The organism is Parasphingomonas zepuensis (assembly GCF_036663735.1).
In the GTDB taxonomy this organism is placed as follows: domain Bacteria; phylum Pseudomonadota; class Alphaproteobacteria; order Sphingomonadales; family Sphingomonadaceae; genus Sphingomonas.
This window is the reverse complement of record NZ_JAXOJO010000003.1, coordinates 759,076-776,896: the sequence shown is the minus strand read 5'-3', so window position 1 is coordinate 776,896 and position 17,821 is coordinate 759,076. Positions and strand designations below refer to the sequence as shown.

General features: G+C 66.6%; 24 protein-coding genes and 1 pseudogene. 9 read left to right on the top strand and 16 right to left on the bottom strand.

What is annotated here, in order from left to right:
• Positions 1 to 84: 84 nt before the first annotated feature.
• From U1769_RS14980 to U1769_RS14955, 6 genes are all read right to left on the bottom strand, one after another.
• Positions 85 to 366 carry a hypothetical protein gene (locus U1769_RS14980; protein ID WP_332717479.1) on the bottom strand — a complete coding sequence of 94 codons (282 nt, stop codon included), beginning with the start codon at positions 364 to 366 and terminating at the stop codon, positions 85 to 87.
• Positions 367 to 461: 95 nt separating this feature from the next.
• Positions 462 to 1,526, bottom strand: coding sequence for a ribonucleotide-diphosphate reductase subunit beta (locus tag U1769_RS14975; RefSeq protein WP_332717477.1), 1,065 nt, complete (start codon positions 1,524 to 1,526; stop codon positions 462 to 464).
• A 21-nt stretch (positions 1,527 to 1,547) separates the two neighbouring features.
• Positions 1,548 to 1,820, bottom strand: coding sequence for a hypothetical protein (locus tag U1769_RS14970; protein WP_332717475.1), 273 nt, complete (start codon positions 1,818 to 1,820; stop codon positions 1,548 to 1,550).
• The gene (locus U1769_RS14965) at positions 1,817 to 2,011 is read right to left on the bottom strand and encodes a hypothetical protein (protein ID WP_332717473.1); all 195 of its coding nucleotides are present in this window, start codon (positions 2,009 to 2,011) and stop codon (positions 1,817 to 1,819) included. Before U1769_RS14965 ends, U1769_RS14970 begins: the two co-directional genes overlap by 4 nt.
• Positions 2,008 to 2,307: a hypothetical protein gene (locus U1769_RS14960; protein WP_332717471.1), complete on the bottom strand. Its 300-nt coding sequence runs from the start codon at positions 2,305 to 2,307 to the stop codon at positions 2,008 to 2,010. The genes U1769_RS14965 and U1769_RS14960 overlap by 4 nt, the downstream gene beginning before the upstream one ends.
• A complete protein-coding gene (locus tag U1769_RS14955; RefSeq protein ID WP_332717469.1) occupies positions 2,304 to 2,492 on the bottom strand; it encodes a hypothetical protein in 189 nt (62 codons plus the stop codon). Before U1769_RS14955 ends, U1769_RS14960 begins: the two co-directional genes overlap by 4 nt.
• Before the next feature lie 77 nt (positions 2,493 to 2,569).
• Here U1769_RS14955 and U1769_RS14950 point away from each other — a divergent pair, with 77 nt between their 5' ends.
• The gene (locus U1769_RS14950) at positions 2,570 to 2,812 is read left to right on the top strand and encodes a DUF2171 domain-containing protein (protein WP_332717467.1); all 243 of its coding nucleotides are present in this window, start codon (positions 2,570 to 2,572) and stop codon (positions 2,810 to 2,812) included.
• Between the two features lie 2 nt (positions 2,813 to 2,814).
• Here the strand turns inward: U1769_RS14950 and U1769_RS14945 are convergent, their stop codons facing one another.
• From U1769_RS14945 to U1769_RS14930, 4 genes are all read right to left on the bottom strand, one after another.
• Positions 2,815 to 3,312, bottom strand: coding sequence for an endonuclease domain-containing protein (locus U1769_RS14945; RefSeq protein WP_332717465.1), 498 nt, complete (start codon positions 3,310 to 3,312; stop codon positions 2,815 to 2,817).
• 144 nt (positions 3,313 to 3,456) lie between these two features.
• Positions 3,457 to 5,397: a ribonucleoside-diphosphate reductase subunit alpha gene (locus U1769_RS14940; RefSeq protein ID WP_332717462.1), complete on the bottom strand. Its 1,941-nt coding sequence runs from the start codon at positions 5,395 to 5,397 to the stop codon at positions 3,457 to 3,459.
• A 404-nt stretch (positions 5,398 to 5,801) separates the two neighbouring features.
• The gene (locus U1769_RS14935; protein WP_332717460.1) at positions 5,802 to 7,196 is read right to left on the bottom strand and encodes an ATP-binding protein; all 1,395 of its coding nucleotides are present in this window, start codon (positions 7,194 to 7,196) and stop codon (positions 5,802 to 5,804) included.
• Positions 7,193 to 7,858 (bottom strand): response regulator, encoded by a 666-nt coding sequence (locus tag U1769_RS14930; RefSeq protein WP_332717458.1) that lies wholly within the window; start codon positions 7,856 to 7,858, stop codon positions 7,193 to 7,195. Before U1769_RS14930 ends, U1769_RS14935 begins: the two co-directional genes overlap by 4 nt.
• A gap of 123 nt (positions 7,859 to 7,981) precedes the next feature.
• Between U1769_RS14930 and U1769_RS14925 the strand changes: the two genes are divergently transcribed.
• Positions 7,982 to 8,554 carry a hypothetical protein gene (locus U1769_RS14925; protein WP_332717456.1) on the top strand — a complete coding sequence of 191 codons (573 nt, stop codon included), beginning with the start codon at positions 7,982 to 7,984 and terminating at the stop codon, positions 8,552 to 8,554.
• A gap of 126 nt (positions 8,555 to 8,680) precedes the next feature.
• Here U1769_RS14925 and U1769_RS14920 read toward each other — a convergent pair whose 3' ends face one another.
• Positions 8,681 to 9,178, bottom strand: a complete 498-nt coding sequence (locus U1769_RS14920) for a winged helix-turn-helix transcriptional regulator (protein WP_332717618.1) — start codon at positions 9,176 to 9,178, stop codon at positions 8,681 to 8,683.
• Between the two features lie 71 nt (positions 9,179 to 9,249).
• Between U1769_RS14920 and U1769_RS14915 the strand changes: the two genes are divergently transcribed.
• The 6 genes from U1769_RS14915 to U1769_RS14890 all read left to right on the top strand — a co-directional run bounded on the left by U1769_RS14915 (position 9,250) and on the right by U1769_RS14890 (position 14,992).
• Positions 9,250 to 9,903, top strand: coding sequence for a dihydrofolate reductase family protein (locus U1769_RS14915; RefSeq protein ID WP_332717454.1), 654 nt, complete (start codon positions 9,250 to 9,252; stop codon positions 9,901 to 9,903).
• Positions 9,900 to 10,559, top strand: a complete 660-nt coding sequence (locus U1769_RS14910) for a glutathione S-transferase family protein (protein WP_332717452.1) — start codon at positions 9,900 to 9,902, stop codon at positions 10,557 to 10,559. Before U1769_RS14915 ends, U1769_RS14910 begins: the two co-directional genes overlap by 4 nt.
• A gap of 72 nt (positions 10,560 to 10,631) precedes the next feature.
• Positions 10,632 to 12,152 carry a fumarate hydratase gene (locus U1769_RS14905; RefSeq protein WP_332717450.1) on the top strand — a complete coding sequence of 507 codons (1,521 nt, stop codon included), beginning with the start codon at positions 10,632 to 10,634 and terminating at the stop codon, positions 12,150 to 12,152.
• Between the two features lie 3 nt (positions 12,153 to 12,155).
• Positions 12,156 to 12,647, top strand: a complete 492-nt coding sequence (locus tag U1769_RS14900; RefSeq protein ID WP_332717448.1) for a hypothetical protein — start codon at positions 12,156 to 12,158, stop codon at positions 12,645 to 12,647.
• A gap of 46 nt (positions 12,648 to 12,693) precedes the next feature.
• Positions 12,694 to 13,614 (top strand): DMT family transporter, encoded by a 921-nt coding sequence (locus tag U1769_RS14895; protein ID WP_332717446.1) that lies wholly within the window; start codon positions 12,694 to 12,696, stop codon positions 13,612 to 13,614.
• 10 nt (positions 13,615 to 13,624) lie between these two features.
• Complete coding sequence (locus tag U1769_RS14890; RefSeq protein WP_332717444.1) at positions 13,625 to 14,992, top strand: MFS transporter; 1,368 nt, start codon at positions 13,625 to 13,627, stop codon at positions 14,990 to 14,992.
• A gap of 88 nt (positions 14,993 to 15,080) precedes the next feature.
• On the opposite strand, the gene U1769_RS14885 is transcribed toward U1769_RS14890, so the two are convergent.
• The 3 genes from U1769_RS14885 to U1769_RS14875 all read right to left on the bottom strand — a co-directional run bounded on the left by U1769_RS14885 (position 15,081) and on the right by U1769_RS14875 (position 16,174).
• Positions 15,081 to 15,425 (bottom strand): hypothetical protein, encoded by a 345-nt coding sequence (locus tag U1769_RS14885; protein ID WP_332717442.1) that lies wholly within the window; start codon positions 15,423 to 15,425, stop codon positions 15,081 to 15,083.
• 47 nt (positions 15,426 to 15,472) lie between these two features.
• Positions 15,473 to 15,937 carry a hypothetical protein gene (locus U1769_RS14880; RefSeq protein WP_332717440.1) on the bottom strand — a complete coding sequence of 155 codons (465 nt, stop codon included), beginning with the start codon at positions 15,935 to 15,937 and terminating at the stop codon, positions 15,473 to 15,475.
• Positions 15,938 to 16,000: 63 nt separating this feature from the next.
• Positions 16,001 to 16,174: a hypothetical protein gene (locus U1769_RS14875; protein WP_332717438.1), complete on the bottom strand. Its 174-nt coding sequence runs from the start codon at positions 16,172 to 16,174 to the stop codon at positions 16,001 to 16,003.
• A 184-nt stretch (positions 16,175 to 16,358) separates the two neighbouring features.
• Between U1769_RS14875 and U1769_RS14870 the strand changes: the two genes are divergently transcribed.
• Positions 16,359 to 16,829, top strand: coding sequence for a hypothetical protein (locus tag U1769_RS14870; RefSeq protein ID WP_332717436.1), 471 nt, complete (start codon positions 16,359 to 16,361; stop codon positions 16,827 to 16,829).
• Here the strand turns inward: U1769_RS14870 and U1769_RS14865 are convergent.
• Both U1769_RS14865 and U1769_RS14860 read right to left on the bottom strand, forming a co-directional pair.
• Positions 16,826 to 17,344, bottom strand: coding sequence for a DUF3617 domain-containing protein (locus U1769_RS14865; RefSeq protein WP_332717433.1), 519 nt, complete (start codon positions 17,342 to 17,344; stop codon positions 16,826 to 16,828). The two genes, U1769_RS14870 and U1769_RS14865, sit on opposite strands and share 4 nt — an antisense overlap.
• Before the next feature lie 39 nt (positions 17,345 to 17,383).
• Positions 17,384 to 17,712, bottom strand: a pseudogene (locus U1769_RS14860) (DUF3617 domain-containing protein).
• Positions 17,713 to 17,821 lie beyond the last annotated feature (109 nt).

Below are 17,821 nucleotides of genomic sequence, written 5' to 3'. Positions count from 1 at the left end.
CATCCCTTTGCCGTTATCCAACTACGGGCAGTCTTTCCAAATATCGCCAATCTATCCCGGACTGGATCAGGCTCCGTATCTCACTCAACGTCGCCACCAGCCCATGATCATCGTCGACACGCCGGTCATCAGGGGATCCAGGCGGATGATGAACTCATTGACGAAATTACGCGGGCGGTCCCGCCACTCGACGAGCAGGAAGAATCGCCCGAATTCGAACATGTGCGGCTCATCGGCCTCATAAACACCTTGGATATCCTCATCGAGCCGGGCGCGAGACCAACTCTCGCTGGCCGTGTCGTGGACCTGAAAGCTGTTCCTCGGCCCCGCGCGACGCAGCGCCACCCAAATATACAACGCTATCATATGTCGCGAATGGTAGCTTCGTTGAGTCGATCGACGGATAGTTCTCACTCATCGAAATATCCCAACCCAAAGAAGCCACAAATGATTTTGATGACTTACTCCGCCGCCACGCCAGCCCGCGAGAACATGTCCCCGCCGCCGGTGCCGTCTCCGGCATCCTCGTTCGCCGCCGTTCCGGCCTTGGCCTTCTGGCGCTTGTCGAAGCCGTCCCACACTTCGTTCCAGTTCCCGCGCGTCGCGGCCTTCGAATATTCCGTAGCGCGCTGTTCGAAGAAGTTGGCATGCTCCACGCCATTGAGCAGCGGGGCGAGCCAGGGCAGGGGGTGTTCCTTGATCAGGAACATCGGCTTCAGGCCGAGCTGGCCCAGCCGCCAGTCGGCGATGTAGCGGATATAGCGCTTGATCTCGTCGGCCGTCATGCCGTTGACCGGGCCCATCTCGAACGCGAGATCGATGAAATTGTCCTCCAGCCCGACGGTGTGATGGCACATGTCGCGGATATCGGCCTTGACCGACTTGGTCAGGCAGTTGCGCTCCGCGCAGAAGGCGTGGAACAGCTTGATGATGCCTTCGCAGTGCAGGCTCTCGTCGCGGATCGACCAGGTGACGATCTGGCCCATGCCCTTCATCTTGTTGAAGCGCGGGAAGTTCATCAGCATGGCGAAGCTGGCGAAGAGCTGAAGCCCCTCGGTGAAGCCGCCGAACATCGCCAGCGTCTTGGCGATATCCTCGTCATTGTCGACGCCGAAGGTCTGCAGGTAATCATGCTTGTCCTTCATCTCGCTATATTCGAGGAAGGCGCCATATTCGCTCTCGGGCATGCCGATCGTGTCGAGCAGGTGGCTGTACGCCGCGATGTGCACCGTCTCCATGTTGGAGAAGGCAGCGAGCATCATCTTGATCTCGGTCGGCTTGAAGATGCGGCCATATTTTTCGTGATAGCAATCCTGCACTTCGACATCCGCCTGGGTGAAGAAGCGGAAGATCTGGGTGAGCAGGTTGCGCTCGTGATCGCTCAGCTTCTGCGCCCAGTCACGGCAATCCTCGCCGAGCGGCACTTCCTCCGGCATCCAGTGGATCTGCTGCTGGCGCTTCCAGAAATCGAACGCCCACGGGTATTCGAATGGTTTGTACTGCTTGCGGGCTTCGGTGAGGGACATGGGTACGCCTTTCAGTCGGAATTAGAAGAATATGAGGGCGAACATGGCGATGGAAACCAGGACAAGCAGTGCGCCTGCAACCCGGACAAAGCCCGTTCGGAAATTGAGATTATAGGTTTGCAGAGCGTGCAATTCCTCGAGATGCGCCTTGCTGCCGCGGCCAAGGCGACCGGCGAGGCGGCGATCAAGCCTCTTGCTCACGGCGGCGACCCAGAAGCCGGGCCGGACCAGCATCGCGGCGCCAAGGATCGCGGTGCCGGTGGCTTGCAGGGCGTACCAGCCGTCTGACATCATGACGCGCCTCCCCAGGACGCCAGCGCATTGGCGAAGCCGCCCAGGATCACCGCCAGCGCGATCAGCATGGTGCCGGCGATGCGGCGGCGATAGCGGCCCGCCTCGCTGCGCACTGGCCGCGTAACCACGACCAGCCCGGCAATACCGGCCGTCGCGGCCACCGCGGCCATGATGAACGGGGCGCGATTCATCCGCGGCGCGTCCGTACATAGACGGTGCGCGTGCCGCGCTGCGAGCCGACGCCGAAGAACACGATGCCGAGGAAATAGCCGAAATCATACCAGCCGCCATTGTTCGGCACCGCATAGATCGCGACGTCGGACATGAAGAGCGAGAGGAACCAGGCGACCGGGAAGATGAAGCCATGCCACAGGCCGAGCAGGAAGCCGGGGGCGGCCGGCTGCACCGCCGAGCCGACCTGCTGCGCGCAGGCGGCGAGCGTCGCGGCCAGAGTGACGGCGGCGAGGAGGCGGAGGCGCGCGGTCATGCGATTGTCCTGCGATAAAGGGCGTAAGCGAACAGGCCGAGTCCGGTGACGACCAGCAGCAGCCCGACGTTCCTCGACCGTCCGGGCGCGACGCTCTGGCCGAACGGATCCTGCTTTGCCGCGCGACCGCCGATCAGCATCAACGCGCCGGACAGGATCAGGAAGCAGGCGATCGTCACGACCATGCGGAATTATCCCCCCTTGCATCGAATCCGCTTTGGGTGCGTTTGGGGATCGCACCCGTAACGAAGGAGGACTGCACATGGCTGATGCGAGCGCAATCAAGGAACATATGGAAGTCATCGGCGCCGACGGCGTCCATGTCGGCACGGTCGACCATGTCGATGGCCAGCGCATCAAGCTGACCAAGGCCGACAGCGGCGAGGGAAGCCATGAAGGGCATCATCACTATATCTCGCTCGGCCTGGTCGCCGATGTCGAGGGCGACAAGGTACGGCTCAGCGCCAACGCCGACGTCGCCGTGACGTTCGAGGAAGAAGCCTGAGGTCACTTTCCCTCTCCCGCTATCTTTCCCTCTCCCAGCGGGAGAGGGAGGGGCCCATGCGGAGCATGGGAGGGTGAGGGTGAGTTGGTGAGGTGTGGCGCTTCGTCACCCTCACCCTTCCGCCGCTTCGCGGCTCCTTCCCTCTCCCGCTGGGAGAGGAAATTAGTGACCGCCGCTATCACTCCGTTAGTATTTCCCAGCACATCATTGTTCCAGAAGCGCAGGACCGTGTAGCCCTCGCCCTCCAGGAAACGCGTACGGGCGGCGTCATAGGTCGCGGCTTCGCTGTGCTGGCCGCCATCGACTTCGACGATCAGCTTCAGGCTGAAGCTCAGGAAATCAGCGAAATACGGGCCGAACGGGACCTGATGACGAAACTTCGCCGTCGGGAACGCCTCGCGTAGCGCGCGCCGCAGACGCTTTTCGGCATCCGTGGCGTTCTGGCGTAGATCCCTGGCGCGATCGACGCTGCCGGAGGGGAGGTTTCGGTAATTGCGCATCGCCCTCACCCTTCCGCCGCTTCGCGGCTCCCTCCCTCTCCCGCTGGGAGAGGGATTTGAGCAGCACGCTCCGCACACCTCTCCCAGCGGGAAAGGAGCATCGCGTAAGCGATGGGAGGGTGAGGGCGATCTAGACGAACCACCTCACTGACAGGCCAGACACTCGTCATAATCCTTCGATTCGACCTGGATTTCGCGCAGGTCGATCGTGTTATCGGCTTCCACCCCGCCGGCGAAACCGGCGCGCTGGATGCTCTTCGAGCGGAGATAGTAGAGCGACTTGATGCCGAGCTCCCAGGCGCGGAAGTGGAGCATCAGCAGGTCCCATTTCTCGACATCGGCCGGGATGAACAGGTTCAGCGAGGCCGACTGGTCGATATAGGGCGTGCGATCCGCGGCAAGCTCGATCAGCCAGCGCTGGTCGATCTCGAAGCTGGTCTTGAAGCAGTCCTTCTCCTCCTGGGTGAGGAAATCGAGATGCTGCACGCTGCCGCCCTGCTCGAGGATCGAGTTCCACACCGCATCGGAGTTCTTCGACTTCTCGTTGAGCAGCTTTTCGAGATAGGGGTTCTTGATCGACCAGGAGCCGCTGAGCGTCTTGTGGGTATAGACGTTCGCCGGGATCGGCTCGATGCAGGCGCTGGTGCCGCCGCAGATGATGCTGATCGACGCGGTCGGCGCGATCGCCATCTTGCAGCTGAACCGCTCCATCACGCCCATGTCGGCGGCGTCGGGGCAGGGGCCGCGCTCGATCGCGAGCTGCATCGAGGCTTCGTCGACCTGGGCCTTGATGTGCTTGAACATCTTCAGGTTCCAGCTCTTGGCCATGGCGCCTTCGAAGGCGAGGCCGCGGGCCTGGAGGAAGCTGTGATAGCCCATCACGCCGAGGCCGACCGAGCGCTCGCGCATCGCCGAGTAAGCGGCATGCTCCATGCCCGGCTCGGCGCGGTCGATGAAATCCTGCAGGACATTGTCGAGGAAGCGCATCACATCCTCGATGAAGCCCTTCTCGTCCTTCCACTGATCCCAGGTCTCGAAGTTGAGCGAGGACAGGCAGCAGACCGCGGTGCGATCATTGCCGAGATGATCCTTGCCGGTCGGCAGCGTGATCTCGCTGCACAGGTTCGAGGTCGAGACCTTGAGGCCGAGATCGCGGTGATGCTTGGGCATCGCCTTGTTCACGTGATCGGAGAAGATGATGTAGGGCTCGCCCGTGGCGAGGCGGGTCTCGACCAGCTTCTGGAACAGCGCGCGGGCATCGACCCGGCCGCGCTCGCTGCCGTCCTTGGGGCTGGTCAGCGCCCATTCGGCGCCCTCGCGCACGGCTTCCATGAAGGCATCGGGGATCAGCACGCCGTGGTGCAGGTTCAGCGCCTTGCGGTTGAAATCGCCCGAGGGTTTGCGGATCTCGAGGAATTCCTCGATCTCGGGATGCGAGATGTCGAGATAGCAGGCGGCCGAGCCGCGGCGTAGCGAACCCTGGCTGATCGCGAGGGTGAGCGAATCCATCACGCGCACGAACGGGATGATGCCGCTGGTCTTGCCGTTGAGGCCGACCGGCTCGCCGATGCCGCGCACATTGCCCCAATAGGTGCCGATGCCGCCGCCGCGCGAGGCGAGCCAGACATTCTCGTTCCAGGTGTCGACGATGCCGTTCAGGCTGTCCGGCACCGAGTTGAGGAAGCAGGAGATGGGCAGGCCCCGCCCGGTGCCGCCGTTCGACAGAACGGGCGTGGCGGGCATGAACCACAGGCGCGAGATATAGTCGTAGAGGCGCTGCGCATGCGCGGCATCGTCGGCATAGGCCGAGGCGACGCGGACGAACAGATCCTGATACTTCTCGCCGGGCAGGAGATAGCGGTCGGTCAGCGTGTCCTTGCCGAAATCGGTGAGCAGCGCGTCGCGCGAATGATCGACCTCGACCGGATAGAGCTGCTGCTTCACTTCCTTCGAATCGCCGCGTTCGGCCAGCTTGCGCGCCGCGCCGCCATGCGTGCTCGAGGTATCGACGGGCGCAGCGCTGGCGGCTTCGATCGTATCGGTGGCCATGGTTACGCTTGCCTCCTGGGTGTCTCTGAAATCCATCGGTCTGTGCCCCTGCTGTCCATCAAACATACTCGACCATGCCGCCTGCGGCGTTCCCGGTCCGTTCGAATCGGGGGCGAACCCCCATGATATCATTTCGAGGGCGCCCGCGGAGAACAAATTGTACCCTGCCCGAGCCTTGCGGCGCGAGGTTAGTAGGTTCCGCAATATGGGGTCGCGGTGGTTGTTCTACCAGTTCTTGGGTTCGCCCCCGAACTCAACCGCTACAGATTGTGCCCATTCGACCGGGACCGCAAGACGGTAAATGACAATTACGAGACTCGGTTCGTCGCTATTTTGAGTCGGTTCATGGCATCGCCAAACGGGTGCAATGCAGCGACGCGTGGACTTCCGCCGCGTGCGGGGAATGCAAGAGAACGAACGCGGAACCTGTGAAATTTTTGTCAGGATCGGGCAGCGGCGGGCGATCCGGCGGTTGGCAGCTTCACGATCGCCGCGAGCCCCCCAAGCGGGCTCGAATCAAGCGCGAGCGCGCCGCCATAGAGCTCGGCCAGTTCGCGGACGATCGCCAGGCCGAAGCCATGGCCGTCGCCGCGCTCGTCGAGCCGCCGCCCCGGCAGCAGCGCATCGGCGCGCGCCGCGGCGGGGATGCCAGGGCCGTCATCGGCGATCGTGATCCGCGCGCGGCCCGGGGCATCGGCGCGCGCCTCGATCGTGATGCGGTGCCGGGCCCAGCGCCACGCATTGTCGAGCAAATTGCCGAGCAGCTCGTCGAGATCCTGCCGGTCGACCGCCAGCGCCAGGTCCGGCGCGATCGACCGTTCGACCGCGATGCCGCGATCGGCATGGATCCGGCCCAGCGCATCGACCAGCCCGTCGAGAGCCGGGGCCAGCGCGGTGAGCCGCCGCGCGCCGCCGCCGGGCGTGCCCGCCCGCGCGCGCCCGAGATGATGGCGGATCGCCTGGTCGATCCGCTCGACTTCGCGGCCGAGCGCCCCGTCGGGGTCGCGCGCCGGATCGCGCAGGCCGAGCGCCAGCGTGGCTAGCGGCGTCTTCAGGCCGTGCGCGAGGTTGGCGACATGGCCGCGCGCATTGGCGAGCGCGGCGGCATTGTCAGCGAGCAGCGCGTTGAGCTCGCGGGCGAGCGGCTGAAGTTCGCTCGGCTGGTCGTCCGGCACCTGTTCCGCCGTGCCGGCGCGAACGGCGCCGATCGCGGTGCGCAGCCGGCGCAGCGGATGGAGGCCGATGCGCAGCTGCACCAGGGTCGCGGCACCGAGCGCAAGGCCGAGCAGGGCGAGCGAGCCGAGCAATGGCGTCATGGCGGCACGGATCGGGCGCTGGACGATGGCGCGCGGCGCGACGGCGGTGATCGTCACACTGCCGGCCGCGACCGGCACCGCGAGCCGGCGGCCATGATAGGGCTGGCCGCCGATACGGCCGTCGAACGGGTCCGGTCCCGGCGCGTCGTTGCGATCGTCCCGCCAGTGATGGGGGCGTTCGTGCGGGGGGCGGGCGGGATCGGTCAGCGCGGCGATGGCGGGCTGGGGTAGCGATCCGATCGCGAAGACGCCGTTCCGCTCGATCCACCACCCGCCGCTCCGGTCGTGGCGATCGGCGGCGGGCAGGACGACGATCCGGTTGCGATCGACGCTGCCGTCGGGCCGGACCGCCGCCGCCAGTACCGCGAGCTGCGCGTCGAGCCGCTGATCGAGCCCCTGCATCACGAAGCGTTCGAGCACTGCGCCGATCGCCAGCGCGGCAAAGGCCAGCGCGGCGAGCGTCGCGACGACCGAGGCAAGCAGCAGGCGGCCATAGAGCGAGCGCGGCACCAGCCTCATGCCGGCTGGTCCGTCAGGCGATAGCCGCGGCCGCGCACCGTCTCGATCAGGTCGCGGCCGATCTTGCGGCGCAGGCGGCCGACGATCACTTCGAGCGAGTTGGAATCGGGATCGGCATCGCCTTCATAGACTCGCTCCATCAACTCGAGGCGGTCGATCACCACGTCGCGGCGGAGCATCAGTGCCGAGAGCACGCGCCATTCGAGCGCGGTGAGGCGTAGTGGCAGGCCGTCGAGTTCGAACTGGCCGGTCTGGGAATCATAAGCGAGCGGGCCGCAGGTCATGCGCGTGGCGGCATGGCCGGCGGCGCGGCGGACGAGCGCGCGCAGGCGCATGACGAGCTCCTCGACGCGGAACGGCTTGGTCAGATAATCGTCGGCGCCGGCGCGGAACCCCTCGACCTTGTCCGACCAGCCATCGCGCGCGGTGAGGATCAGCACCGGGAGCGAGCGCCCGGCGGCGCGCCATTCCTTCAGCACCGTGATCCCGGGCTTCACCGGCAGGCCGAGATCGAGCACCGCCGCGTCATATTGCCCGGTATCGCCGAGATGCGCGCCGTCTTCGCCATTGGTGGCGATATCGACGGCGCAATGCTCCGCCCGCAGCGCCCGCGCGATGCCGTCGGCCAGTGCCGTGTCGTCTTCGATCAGCAGGATGCGCAAAGCTGCTCCTTTCCCGGCCCCGGCTACGCCTGTCGCGTAAACCGAAACTGAACAAGCGGGTTCAGCGAGGCGCCGGGCGCCATCGCTATCACGGCTCCATCGACAACCTGTGGAGTGAAACCGATGACGGACGAAATCGAAACGCGGCGCGGCCGCAAATTGCCCGGGCGGGCCATAGTGGCGGCCGTGGCGCTGCTCGGCGTGGGCGGGGCGGTCGGCGCGACTGCGGCGCGAATGGCCGGGCCAGCGATCGAGGTGGCGCCGCTCACGCCGGTGACGATTGCCTCGCTCAAGTCGGGCGAGGGGCTGGTGACGGTGCGCGGCAAGGTGGCCGAGACCTATGGATCCAGCTTCGTGCTGGCGGACGGCAGCGGACGGACGCTGGTCGAAGGCGGGCCTCAGGCGAGCGGGCTGGTGTCGGCCGGGGCGCCGGTGACGGTGCAGGGCTGGAACCGGGACGGCGTGCTGCGCGCGACTTTCCTTGTCGGCGCTGACGGCAAGGTGACGGCGCTTGGGCCGATGGGGCACGGTCCTGGCCATGGGCCGCGGCATGGCGGGCCGGACGGGCCTGGGCGTGATCATCCCGATGGTCCGGCCCGGGACGGTCCGGACGGTCCGGACGGTCCGCCGCCGCCTCCCGCCGCGGCGCCGGTTGCTCCAGCTCCAGTCGCGCCTGTCGGCAACAGCGCCGGATAACAACCCGACGCCCCCTCCGTCATGCCGGACTTGTTCCGGCATCCACCGTTCCGCGCAGCCATCCGCCGCTTGGTTTGCGGCGCGGTGGATCCCGGAACACGTCCGGGGACGGATGTGGGTGGGCTTCTACGCCCCCTTCATTGCCTCATAGGCCGCCTGCAGCCGCTCTCCCACGCTCGGCCGTCCCGTTGGCGGCGTGCCGAGATGGGCGGTGCGCAGTTCGTCCATGAAATCCGCCCACATCTCCGGACCGCCTTCCTCGAGCAGTTGCGCGCGGATCGCGAGATCGGGGGTGACGGGTAGGTGTCGCCGGCCCCAGGCGCCGAGCTGCGCCATCAGCGGCACCAGCTGGATCGCCGGCTCGGTCAGGCTGTAGATATGCTTCTGCTTGTGGCTGGGATCGTCGGTGATGGCGAGGAATCCGGCCGCGACCAGCTTCTTCAGCCGGTCGGCCAGGATGTTGGAGGCGATGCGCTCCTCCGATGCGCCGAACAGCTCGCGGAAATGCCGGCGATTGCCGAACATGATGTCGCGGATGACGACCAGACTCCAGCGATCGCCGAGCGCCTGGATCGTGAGGTTGATCGGGCAGCCCGAGCGTGGTTGATCGATCTGGATGGGCATCACTGGTTGCAATGTAGGAGCGGTTTGCTAGAAGGCAACCGGTTTTGATCCGCAAGCGGTTGGGAGAGATGATGACCCGAGTTCGCGTAAATGCCTTCTCGATCTCGGTGGACGGGTTCGGGGCAGGCCCCGCCCAGAGCCTGGCAAACCCGCTGGGTGTGCGGGGCGAAGAGCTCCACCAATGGGCGTTCCAGACCAAGACCTTCCGCACCATGTTCGGTCAGGAAGGCGGTTCGACCGGCGTGGACGAGGGTTTCGCAGCCCGGGCGATGGAGGGTCTCGGCGCCTGGATCCTGGGTCGCAACATGTTCGCGCACAGCCGCGGCGACTGGACCGATGACGGCTGGAGGGGCTGGTGGGGCGACACGCCGCCTTATCGTTGCCCGGTGTTCGTCCTCACGCATTATGCGCGCCCGCCGCTCGAGATGGACGGCGGCACCGTCTTCCATTTCGTCACCAGCGGGGCCGGCGAGGCACTGCGGCTGGCGCGCGAGGCGGCGGGCGACCGCGACATCCGCATCGGCGGCGGCACCGCGACGATCCGCGAATATCTCACTCTTGGCGCGATCGACGAAGCGCATCTCGCTATCTCGCCGGTGGTGCTGGGCAAGGGCGAGGCGCTGTTCGCCGGGCTCGATCTGCCGGCGCTCGGCTATACCGTTGGCAAACAGGTGCTGGGCGAGAATGCCACGCACATCATCCTGACGAAGCAGGAGGAGGCATGATGCTGAAGCTCTACGCGCACCCGCTGTCGTCCTATTGCCACAAGGCACTGGTCGCGCTGTACGAGAACGCGACGCCGTTCGAGTTCGTGATGCTCGACGGCAGCGAGCCGGCGGCAAGCGAATTCGCCGCCCTGTGGCCGATGAAGCGCTTTCCGCTCCTCACGGACGGCGCGCGGATCGTGCCCGAATCCACGGCGATCATCGAATATCTTGGCGTCCATCATCCTGGCCCGGTCAGGCTGATCCCCGACGATCCCGATGCGGCGATCGAGGTGCGGACGATGGACCGGTTCTTCGACAATTATGTGATGAACCCGCAGGCGCGCGTGGTGTTCGACTGCATCCGCCCGGACGGCACGCATGATCCCTACGGGGTCACCGAGGCAAAGGTGATGCTCGACACCGCCTATGCGTGGCTCGACGGCTGGATGGAGGGCCGCGAATGGGCCGCCGGCGGCGCGTTCAGCCTGGCCGACTGCGCGGCGGCGCCGGCCTTGCTCTATGCCGACTGGACTCACGCGATCCCGGAGCGGTTCGCCAATGTCTGGGCCTACCGGACGCGGCTGCTGGCGCGGCCATCCTATGCCCGGACGCTGGATGAGGCACGGCCCTATCGGCATTATTTCCCGCTCGGGGCGCCGGCCGACCGGGATTGAGTGGCCGGGGCCCCTTGGCCGCGCGCGGCGGCGGGCATAAGGCTGCGCGCGACTCAACCGCACGGACCCGATATGACCACCATCATCCGCGAAGCCGACCTGATCGAAAGCGTCGCCGACGCGCTGCAGTTCATCAGCTACTATCACCCGATGGATTATATCCGCGCGCTCGGCGTCGCCTATGAGGCCGAGCAGAGCCCGGCGGCGAAGGACGCGATCGCGCAGATCCTGACCAACAGCCGGATGTGTGCCGAGGGCCACCGCCCGATCTGCCAGGATACCGGCATCGTCACGGTGTTCGTGAAATGGGGCCAGGACTGCCGGCTCGAATCGCCCCTGTCGTTGCAGGAAGTGATCGATGAGGGCGTGCGCCGCGCCTATCTCCATCCGGAGAACAAGCTGCGCGCCTCGATCCTCGCGGATCCTGCTTTCACCCGCCGCAACACGAAGGACAATACGCCGAGCGTGCTGCACGTGGAGATGGTCCCGGGCAACACCGTCTCGATCGACGTTGCGGCCAAGGGCGGCGGCTCCGAGAACAAATCGAAGTTCAAGATGATGAACCCGAGCGATTCGATCCTCGACTGGGTGCTCGAGATGATCCCGCAGATGGGCGCCGGTTGGTGTCCGCCCGGCATGCTCGGCATCGGCATCGGCGGCACCGCGGAAAAGGCGATGCTGCTCGCCAAGCAGAGCCTGATGGGATCGATCGACATGGCTCAGCTCAAGCAGCGCGGGCCGCGCAACGATATCGAGACGCTGCGCATCCAGATCTTCGACGCGGTCAACGCGCTCGGCATCGGCGCGCAGGGGCTGGGCGGGCTGTCGACGATCCTCGACGTGAAGATCTTCGACTGGCCGACTCATGCCGCGTCCAAGCCGGTCGCGATGATCCCCAACTGCGCCGCCACCCGCCACGCCCATTTCACGCTCGACGGCTCCGGCCCGGTCTATCTTGAAGCGCCGAAGCTCGATGAGTGGCCCGATGTGAACTGGCAGCCCGACCAGGCGGCGATCCGCGTCGATCTCGATACGCTAACGCCGGAAGTGGTGCAGAGCTGGAAGCATGGCGACCGGTTGCTGCTCAACGGCAAGATGCTCACCGGGCGCGATGCCGCGCACAAGCGGATCAAGGACATGCTCGATGCGGGCGAGCCGCTCCCGGTCGAGTTTGCGGGCCGCGTGATCTATTATGTCGGCCCGGTCGATCCGGTCGGCGAGGAAGTGGTCGGCCCAGCCGGCCCGACGACCGCCACGCGGATGGACAAGTTCACCCGCATGATGCTCGAACAGGGCCTGCTCGCGATGGTCGGCAAGGCCGAGCGCGGCCCGGCCGCGACCGAGGCGATCCGCGACCACAAGAGCGCCTATATGATGGCGGTCGGCGGCGCCGCCTATCTCGTCGCGCGGGCGATCAAGGGCTCGAAGGTCGTCGGCTTCGCCGATCTCGGCATGGAGGCGATCTACGAATTCGAAGTCAGCGATTTCCCGGTGACGGTCGCGGTGGATAGCGAAGGACAGAACGTCCACCAACTCGCGCCGCTCGTGTGGAAAGAGAAGATCGCGCGGGAGAAGCTGCTGGCCGGGGTGTGAGCCATGGCCCGGCGCATCGTCCTTCAGTCTCCGCTCGCGCCGGACGCGGTCGCGCGGAAATTGCAGGAAGTGCTGGGAGACCGGAAAGCGACTCCGGTCAGGGGCGTGACCGGCCGCGGGTCCGAGCAGTCGATGCTGCTGTTCGTCTACCGCCCCAATATCCAGAACAGCTTCGAGACCAGCCTGAACGCGACAATGGAGCCGGCCGGCGGCGGCACACGGATCGAGGGCAAGATCGGTCCGCCGACCAGCGCGCGCATCTTCATGGGCTGCTGGTTCGGTTTCCTGACGATCTTCCTCGCGATAGCCGGTGGCGGCATGATTGCCTCGGGCGCGCGGCTCGGAGATGCGGCGCCGTTCCTGGGGATTCCCCTGGCGATGATGGCGTTCGGCGCCTTGCTCTGGCGGCTCGGCACCTGGACAGGAAAGAAGGACGAAGCGGCGATCCTGGCGTTCCTGGCCACGACCGTCTCGGCGCGGCCGGTTGGCGAATGATACGATCGTATTTCCCTCCCCATGCTTCGCATGGGGAGGAATAGAAGTGATCACCTCCCCCCTCTGGCTGCCCGCCACCATCGTCGCCGGCGCGCTGCAGGCGTGGCGCACGGCGGTGCAGAAGCGCGTCAGCCAAAGCATGTCGGTGAACGCCGCCGGGCTGGTGCGCTATCTCTATGGCCTGCCCTTCGCTTTGCTGCTGGCTGCCGGCTATGAACTGATCTTCGCCTCGGGCGGTTTTCCTGTGCTCGGACGACCTTTCGCGCTGTTCTGCGCGGCCGGCGGGCTGGCGCAGATCATTGCCACCAACCTGCTGCTCCTGGCCTTTTCCCATCGCAACTTCGTCGTGGGCACGGCTTATTCGAAAACCGAGGCAGTGCAGGGCGCGGTGCTGTCCTTCCTGCTGCTCGGCGAGCGGCTGAGTCCGCTCAGCTGGCTCGGCATCGGCTGCGGCGTTATCGGCGTGATGGTGCTGTCGACTGGCGGCAAGCGGATGGGGCCATTGGATTTCCTGCGCGCGCTCGGCCAGCCGGCCGCGCTCTGCGGCATTGCCTCGGGCTTCTTCTTCGCGCTGACCGCCATCGCCATCCGCCGCGCGACGCGCGAGGTGGTGACGCCCGATCCGATCCAGGCGGCACTGATCGTATTGGCGGTGACGGTCAGCCTGCAGGTGCTGATGCAGGGGACATATCTGATGCTGCGCGAGCGCGATCAGGTGCGCGCCGTGTTTGCCGAGTGGCGCACCGCCGGTCAGGTCGGGCTGCTCTCCTCGCTCGGATCGGCCTGCTGGTTCACCGGTTTCGCCACCGCGCCGGTCGCGCTGGTGCGGATCGTCGGGCAAGTGGAGGTCGCCTTCACCTTTGCCTTCTCGCGCTTTTACCTCGGCGAGCGCATGATGCGTAGCGAGGGGCTTGGCCTGATCCTGGTAGTGACGGGCGTGATCCTGGCGCTGGCCGGGGCGCTGTAGGGACGATCATATGGCACGCGCTGGCGGGACGACAGGCAGTACCGGCGCGCTGATCGCCACCGTGCTCGGGTCGAGCATCGCGATGATCGACGGATCGGTGGTCAATGTCGCGCTGCCGGCGATGGCGCGGGGCCTGAACGCCGACGGCAGCGGCGTGCAATGGATCGTCAACGGCTTCATGCTGCCGCTGTCGGCGCTGGTGCTGATCGGCGGGGCGCTGGCCGACCGGGTCGGGCGCAAGCTGACCTTCCTCTGGGGGCTGGCGGCATTTGGCATCACCACGCTCGGCTGCATGGCCGCACCGACGCTGGGCTGGCTGATCGCCGCGCGTATCGGTCAGGGCGTTGGCGCCGCGCTGCTGGTGCCGGCGAGCCTCGCCATCCTTGGCGCCGATTTCGCCGGCGCGGCGCGGGCCCGCGCGATCGGGACCTGGGCGGCGGCCGGGGCGATCGGCGGCGCGATCGGGCCGGTGCTGGGTGGATGGCTGGTCGATCATGTCGGCTGGCGATCGATCTTCGCGCTGATCCTGCCCATCGCGGCGGCGGCGTTCGCGATGGGCTGGCGCTATGTGCCGGGCGGGCATGACGAGGATGCCGTACCGCCGGACTGGTATGGCGTAGCGCTGGCGACCGTCGGCCTTGGGTTGCTGGTCTGGGGCCTGACGCTGCTGACCGCCGGCGACCGCGGCACCGGCGCCGCGATGATCGGCGGCGGAACGATCGCGATGGTCGCGTTCGTGTCGCTCGAGGCGCGGCTCGGCGACCGGGCGATGGTGCCGCTTGCGCTGTTCGGGACGCGGACCTTCACTGGCCTGACGCTGCTGACCTTCCTGCTCTACGCGGCGCTGGCGGGGACGTTGCTGCTGCTGCCCTATCTGCTGATCGCGCGCGGCTGGAGCGCGGCGGCGGCCGGCACGGCGGTGCTGCCGTTGCCGCTGATCATGGGTCTCGGCTCGCGCAGCATCGGCGCGCTTGCGGCGAAGATCGGGGCCCGGCCGCTGCTGGCGATAGGGCCAATGGTGACGGGCGCCGGCTTCGCGCTGTTCGCGACGATGCCGGCAGAGGGCATCGGCTATGCACGGCACGTGTTGCCGAGCATGCTGCTGATCGGCATCGGCATGACCATGGCGGTTGCACCGCTGACCACGACGGTGATGGCCGCGGTCGACCATCGCCACACGGGCGCTGCCTCCGGCGTCAACAATGCGACCGCCCGGATCGGCGGGATGATCGCGGTGGCGCTGGTCGGGCTGGTGCTTACCGGGGACGGGCGCGGGGTATCGCTGGCGGCGTTCCATGCCGCGGCGATCGTGGCCGCGGTGATGGCGGTGGGCGCGGGGCTGTGCGGGTGGCTGATGGTACGGGGCGAGCGGGTTTAGTTGTCCAGTTCTTGCGGCGATCCGTGACGCAGGCGATAGAGGCGCGGTACGATCACGGCGATCGCAAGGACGAGGAATATCGCCGCGGTCAGCTGATCCTGTTGCCATATGACGGGCGCGTCATGATCGAGCGACCATGTCTTGATGACATAGCAAAGGTACAGGAAAACAGCCCTGCCCAGGCGCCAAGGATGCCGGCGCGTGCGCTACCCAATGAGCCGTCGCTGTCGGAAGCACTCAACCAGCCGTTGCGATTTGCGGTGCCGGCGGAGAGGACCGGCCCCAGAAGTGCTGCGACTGCGGCGAGCGTTGCGTTCCTGTTATCGCCCAATATCAGAAACACTATTCCGGCTACGATGCCGAGCAGGCAAAGCGATGTCGTCACATAAGCCGCAGCCGACCAGCGGCTCACCATCTCCTCGTCCTGCGCCATTGAATCATGGACATGGGAATCTCCAACTCTACAATGCGTGTCGCCGATCACCAGAAATCGTCCAGTGGGGGCGGCGGGTTGGTGAACCAGATCAGATAGACGCTCGCGACTGCCTCGCGCGTCGCGGCGATGATCGCAAGCGCGCCTAGGAGCGTGTACGGCATCACCGTGATCGGCTGGTCGGCATCGAAAGGCCATGCCAGCACGATGAACGCTGTGCCTCCGAAGAGCCAGGCTGCATGCCCACCGAGTTTGGCAGCCCGTCGCACCCCTGCCGATGGTTCCCGCTCCATTCCCGGACTCCAGCCCTGAAGGTTCGCCCGTGAGCCGGCAACCAGCAACCCGATCCAGGCCACAAACGGCACGACGAAGTCGTTCCCGCTGTATCCGGATATCATAAGAAGAATCGCAGCTATGACGAAGGCGGAGCCGATGGCAGTCGCAATATAGGCGGACGGCTTCCACCGATTGCCCGGTGCTACGCCATCAGCGATTGCGTCCAGATTGGCCATCTGTCCTCCCGTCCTCCGAACTCTAACCCGTTGTGGCGTGCTGTTGAAGGCCTCTTGATTCAGCTACTCGTCCTCGATCGGGCGGGTCGCCCAACTTGCATGAAGCGTCGGGACCGTCGACCATAGAGACATCAGGTAAAAGGCGAGTGCCGCCAACTCGATCGCCTGGGTCCATATGTTCCAGCGGCTCATCAGCGTCAGGCCGACCAAGGTGAACAGGCCGAGCCCGGCAACCAACTGCTATCACCAGATGGGTGACTGAACCCGTGGCGACGGACGATCGTACCGAGCGCGGCGATGGTGCGCTGCCTCGATACGCCGCAGGGACCGTCCTCCGCCGATTCCGATGCGCTGGCGAAACGGATGGGCTTGGGCCGGGCGCGGACCGATGATATGGAGCCGCTACCGGGGGGTAGGGGCATTGACCGAGCGGGTCGCACTGCGCGGATACGACACGACGCTTGATCGGGCCGGACTTGCGCTCGGCGCGGGTGGACTCATGGGCGGTACGATCGCCAGCGTGCTCGTCGCGCTCGGCGGGCCGCCGTCCCTGCTCGGCATCGTGGTCGGCTTCGTCGTCGGCGCGGTAATCACGGCGATGACGGTGATCGCGGTCGCCGGGCCGCTATGGCTGGCCGCGCACGCGTTTGGCCGGCGCGGGCCGGGCAGCGCCGCCCTGATCGGCGCGATCGCCGGCTTCGCCCTGTTCCTCGGTGGGCAGACCTATGGCTTCGGCCTGTTCACCATGCCGCCGACCGATGCGCGCGCGCTGCTGTTCCGCTGGATCAGCGCGGCGGCGACCAGCCTCATCCTGGCCGCTGTCGCCGCGGCGATCGGGCTGGTGATGTGGCGCGTCGCCTATCGGCGTGTTGGCACCGAGGACCGGCGCTAACCCGGGCAGGCGCCGATCCGCCTGCCCGCCATCGTCATCCGCAGCTTGATCGCGGCCGCGGGGTCGCTGCCGCGGGCGGGCAGGGTCATCGCCAGATCGACGATCATGTCGATCCGGGTCGGCGTGAAAGTGCCGCGCATCGTGCCGACGGTTTCCATGCCGCGCCGGTTGCAGCGCGCCGTGCCGGCGATCCTGCCTTCGCTGTTTCTGAGTCGTTCGAAGCGGCAGCCGCCCTGGTTCCGCTGCACGGCCGTGCCGATATCCTCCCCGGCCTCCGCCTTGCTCATGCATCTGCGCCGGGTGGCGGCCGGCGGCGCGGCGCGCATCTGCTCCGCCAGACCGGGCGGGCCGCCCCGAACGTCCTGGACCGCCACCCGGGACACATATTCCCATTCGCCGGGAATGCGCGCCGGGCCGGCGGCCGTCGGGGCTGCGGCGGCGGTGCCGTTCGGCGCGGCTGGTCCGCACCCGGCGAGCGACACCGCCGCGCCGGCCAGCATCACGAGCATCCGCATTGTCGTTCCTTCGTCATGGCCGGGTGTCCGGCCGGTCGGTCAGCAGGCGCCGAGCCGCCGGGCAGCAGTGCGCGTCGTCATCCGCATCGGCATCCGGCCGGTGGTCGCTGAACTGCCGGTAACGGTGAGGGTGGTCGCGGTATAGGTGCCGGACGATCGCGCGGTCATCGCGCCCTGCCCGAAATCGCAGGACATCACGGCGTTGATCCGCCCGCCGGCGGCGTTGACGTGGAATAACGGCATTTGCCGCTGGTCGCCTGCATCAGGGTGCGCGGGCCGTTCGCGGCCTGGGCCGGGGTGACGCAATTGGTGAAGACCTGCGGCTTGGCGCGCATGCGATCGGCCATGCCCGGCGGCGCGTTCGGCATCTGCACATCGACGATCGTGACGATGCTCTGCCATTTGCCCGGCTGGATCGGCAGGTCGGCGGCCGCGGGCAGGAGGAGCAGGATGGGGGTGGCTGCGATCAATCGGTTC

Bases quoted from the DNA above. Each gene is read 5' to 3' on its own strand.
- U1769_RS14980 (WP_332717479.1), bottom strand. From the start codon at position 366: ATGATAGCGTTGTATATTTGGGTGGCGCTGCGTCGCGCGGGGCCGAGG.
- U1769_RS14975 (WP_332717477.1), bottom strand. From the start codon at position 1,526: ATGTCCCTCACCGAAGCCCGCAAGCAGTACAAACCATTCGAATACCCG.
- U1769_RS14970 (WP_332717475.1), bottom strand. From the start codon at position 1,820: ATGATGTCAGACGGCTGGTACGCCCTGCAAGCCACCGGCACCGCGATC.
- U1769_RS14965 (WP_332717473.1), bottom strand. From the start codon at position 2,011: ATGAATCGCGCCCCGTTCATCATGGCCGCGGTGGCCGCGACGGCCGGT.
- U1769_RS14960 (WP_332717471.1), bottom strand. From the start codon at position 2,307: ATGACCGCGCGCCTCCGCCTCCTCGCCGCCGTCACTCTGGCCGCGACG.
- U1769_RS14955 (WP_332717469.1), bottom strand. From the start codon at position 2,492: ATGGTCGTGACGATCGCCTGCTTCCTGATCCTGTCCGGCGCGTTGATG.
- U1769_RS14950 (WP_332717467.1), top strand. From the start codon at position 2,570: ATGGCTGATGCGAGCGCAATCAAGGAACATATGGAAGTCATCGGCGCC.
- U1769_RS14945 (WP_332717465.1), bottom strand. From the start codon at position 3,312: ATGCGCAATTACCGAAACCTCCCCTCCGGCAGCGTCGATCGCGCCAGG.
- U1769_RS14940 (WP_332717462.1), bottom strand. From the start codon at position 5,397: ATGGATTTCAGAGACACCCAGGAGGCAAGCGTAACCATGGCCACCGAT.
- U1769_RS14935 (WP_332717460.1), bottom strand. From the start codon at position 7,196: ATGAGGCTGGTGCCGCGCTCGCTCTATGGCCGCCTGCTGCTTGCCTCG.
- U1769_RS14925 (WP_332717456.1), top strand. From the start codon at position 7,982: ATGACGGACGAAATCGAAACGCGGCGCGGCCGCAAATTGCCCGGGCGG.
- U1769_RS14920 (WP_332717618.1), bottom strand. From the start codon at position 9,178: ATGCCCATCCAGATCGATCAACCACGCTCGGGCTGCCCGATCAACCTC.
- U1769_RS14915 (WP_332717454.1), top strand. From the start codon at position 9,250: ATGACCCGAGTTCGCGTAAATGCCTTCTCGATCTCGGTGGACGGGTTC.
- U1769_RS14910 (WP_332717452.1), top strand. From the start codon at position 9,900: ATGATGCTGAAGCTCTACGCGCACCCGCTGTCGTCCTATTGCCACAAG.
- U1769_RS14905 (WP_332717450.1), top strand. From the start codon at position 10,632: ATGACCACCATCATCCGCGAAGCCGACCTGATCGAAAGCGTCGCCGAC.
- U1769_RS14900 (WP_332717448.1), top strand. From the start codon at position 12,156: ATGGCCCGGCGCATCGTCCTTCAGTCTCCGCTCGCGCCGGACGCGGTC.
- U1769_RS14890 (WP_332717444.1), top strand. From the start codon at position 13,625: ATGGCACGCGCTGGCGGGACGACAGGCAGTACCGGCGCGCTGATCGCC.
- U1769_RS14885 (WP_332717442.1), bottom strand. From the start codon at position 15,425: ATGGCGCAGGACGAGGAGATGGTGAGCCGCTGGTCGGCTGCGGCTTAT.
- U1769_RS14880 (WP_332717440.1), bottom strand. From the start codon at position 15,937: ATGGCCAATCTGGACGCAATCGCTGATGGCGTAGCACCGGGCAATCGG.
- U1769_RS14865 (WP_332717433.1), bottom strand. From the start codon at position 17,344: ATGCGGATGCTCGTGATGCTGGCCGGCGCGGCGGTGTCGCTCGCCGGG.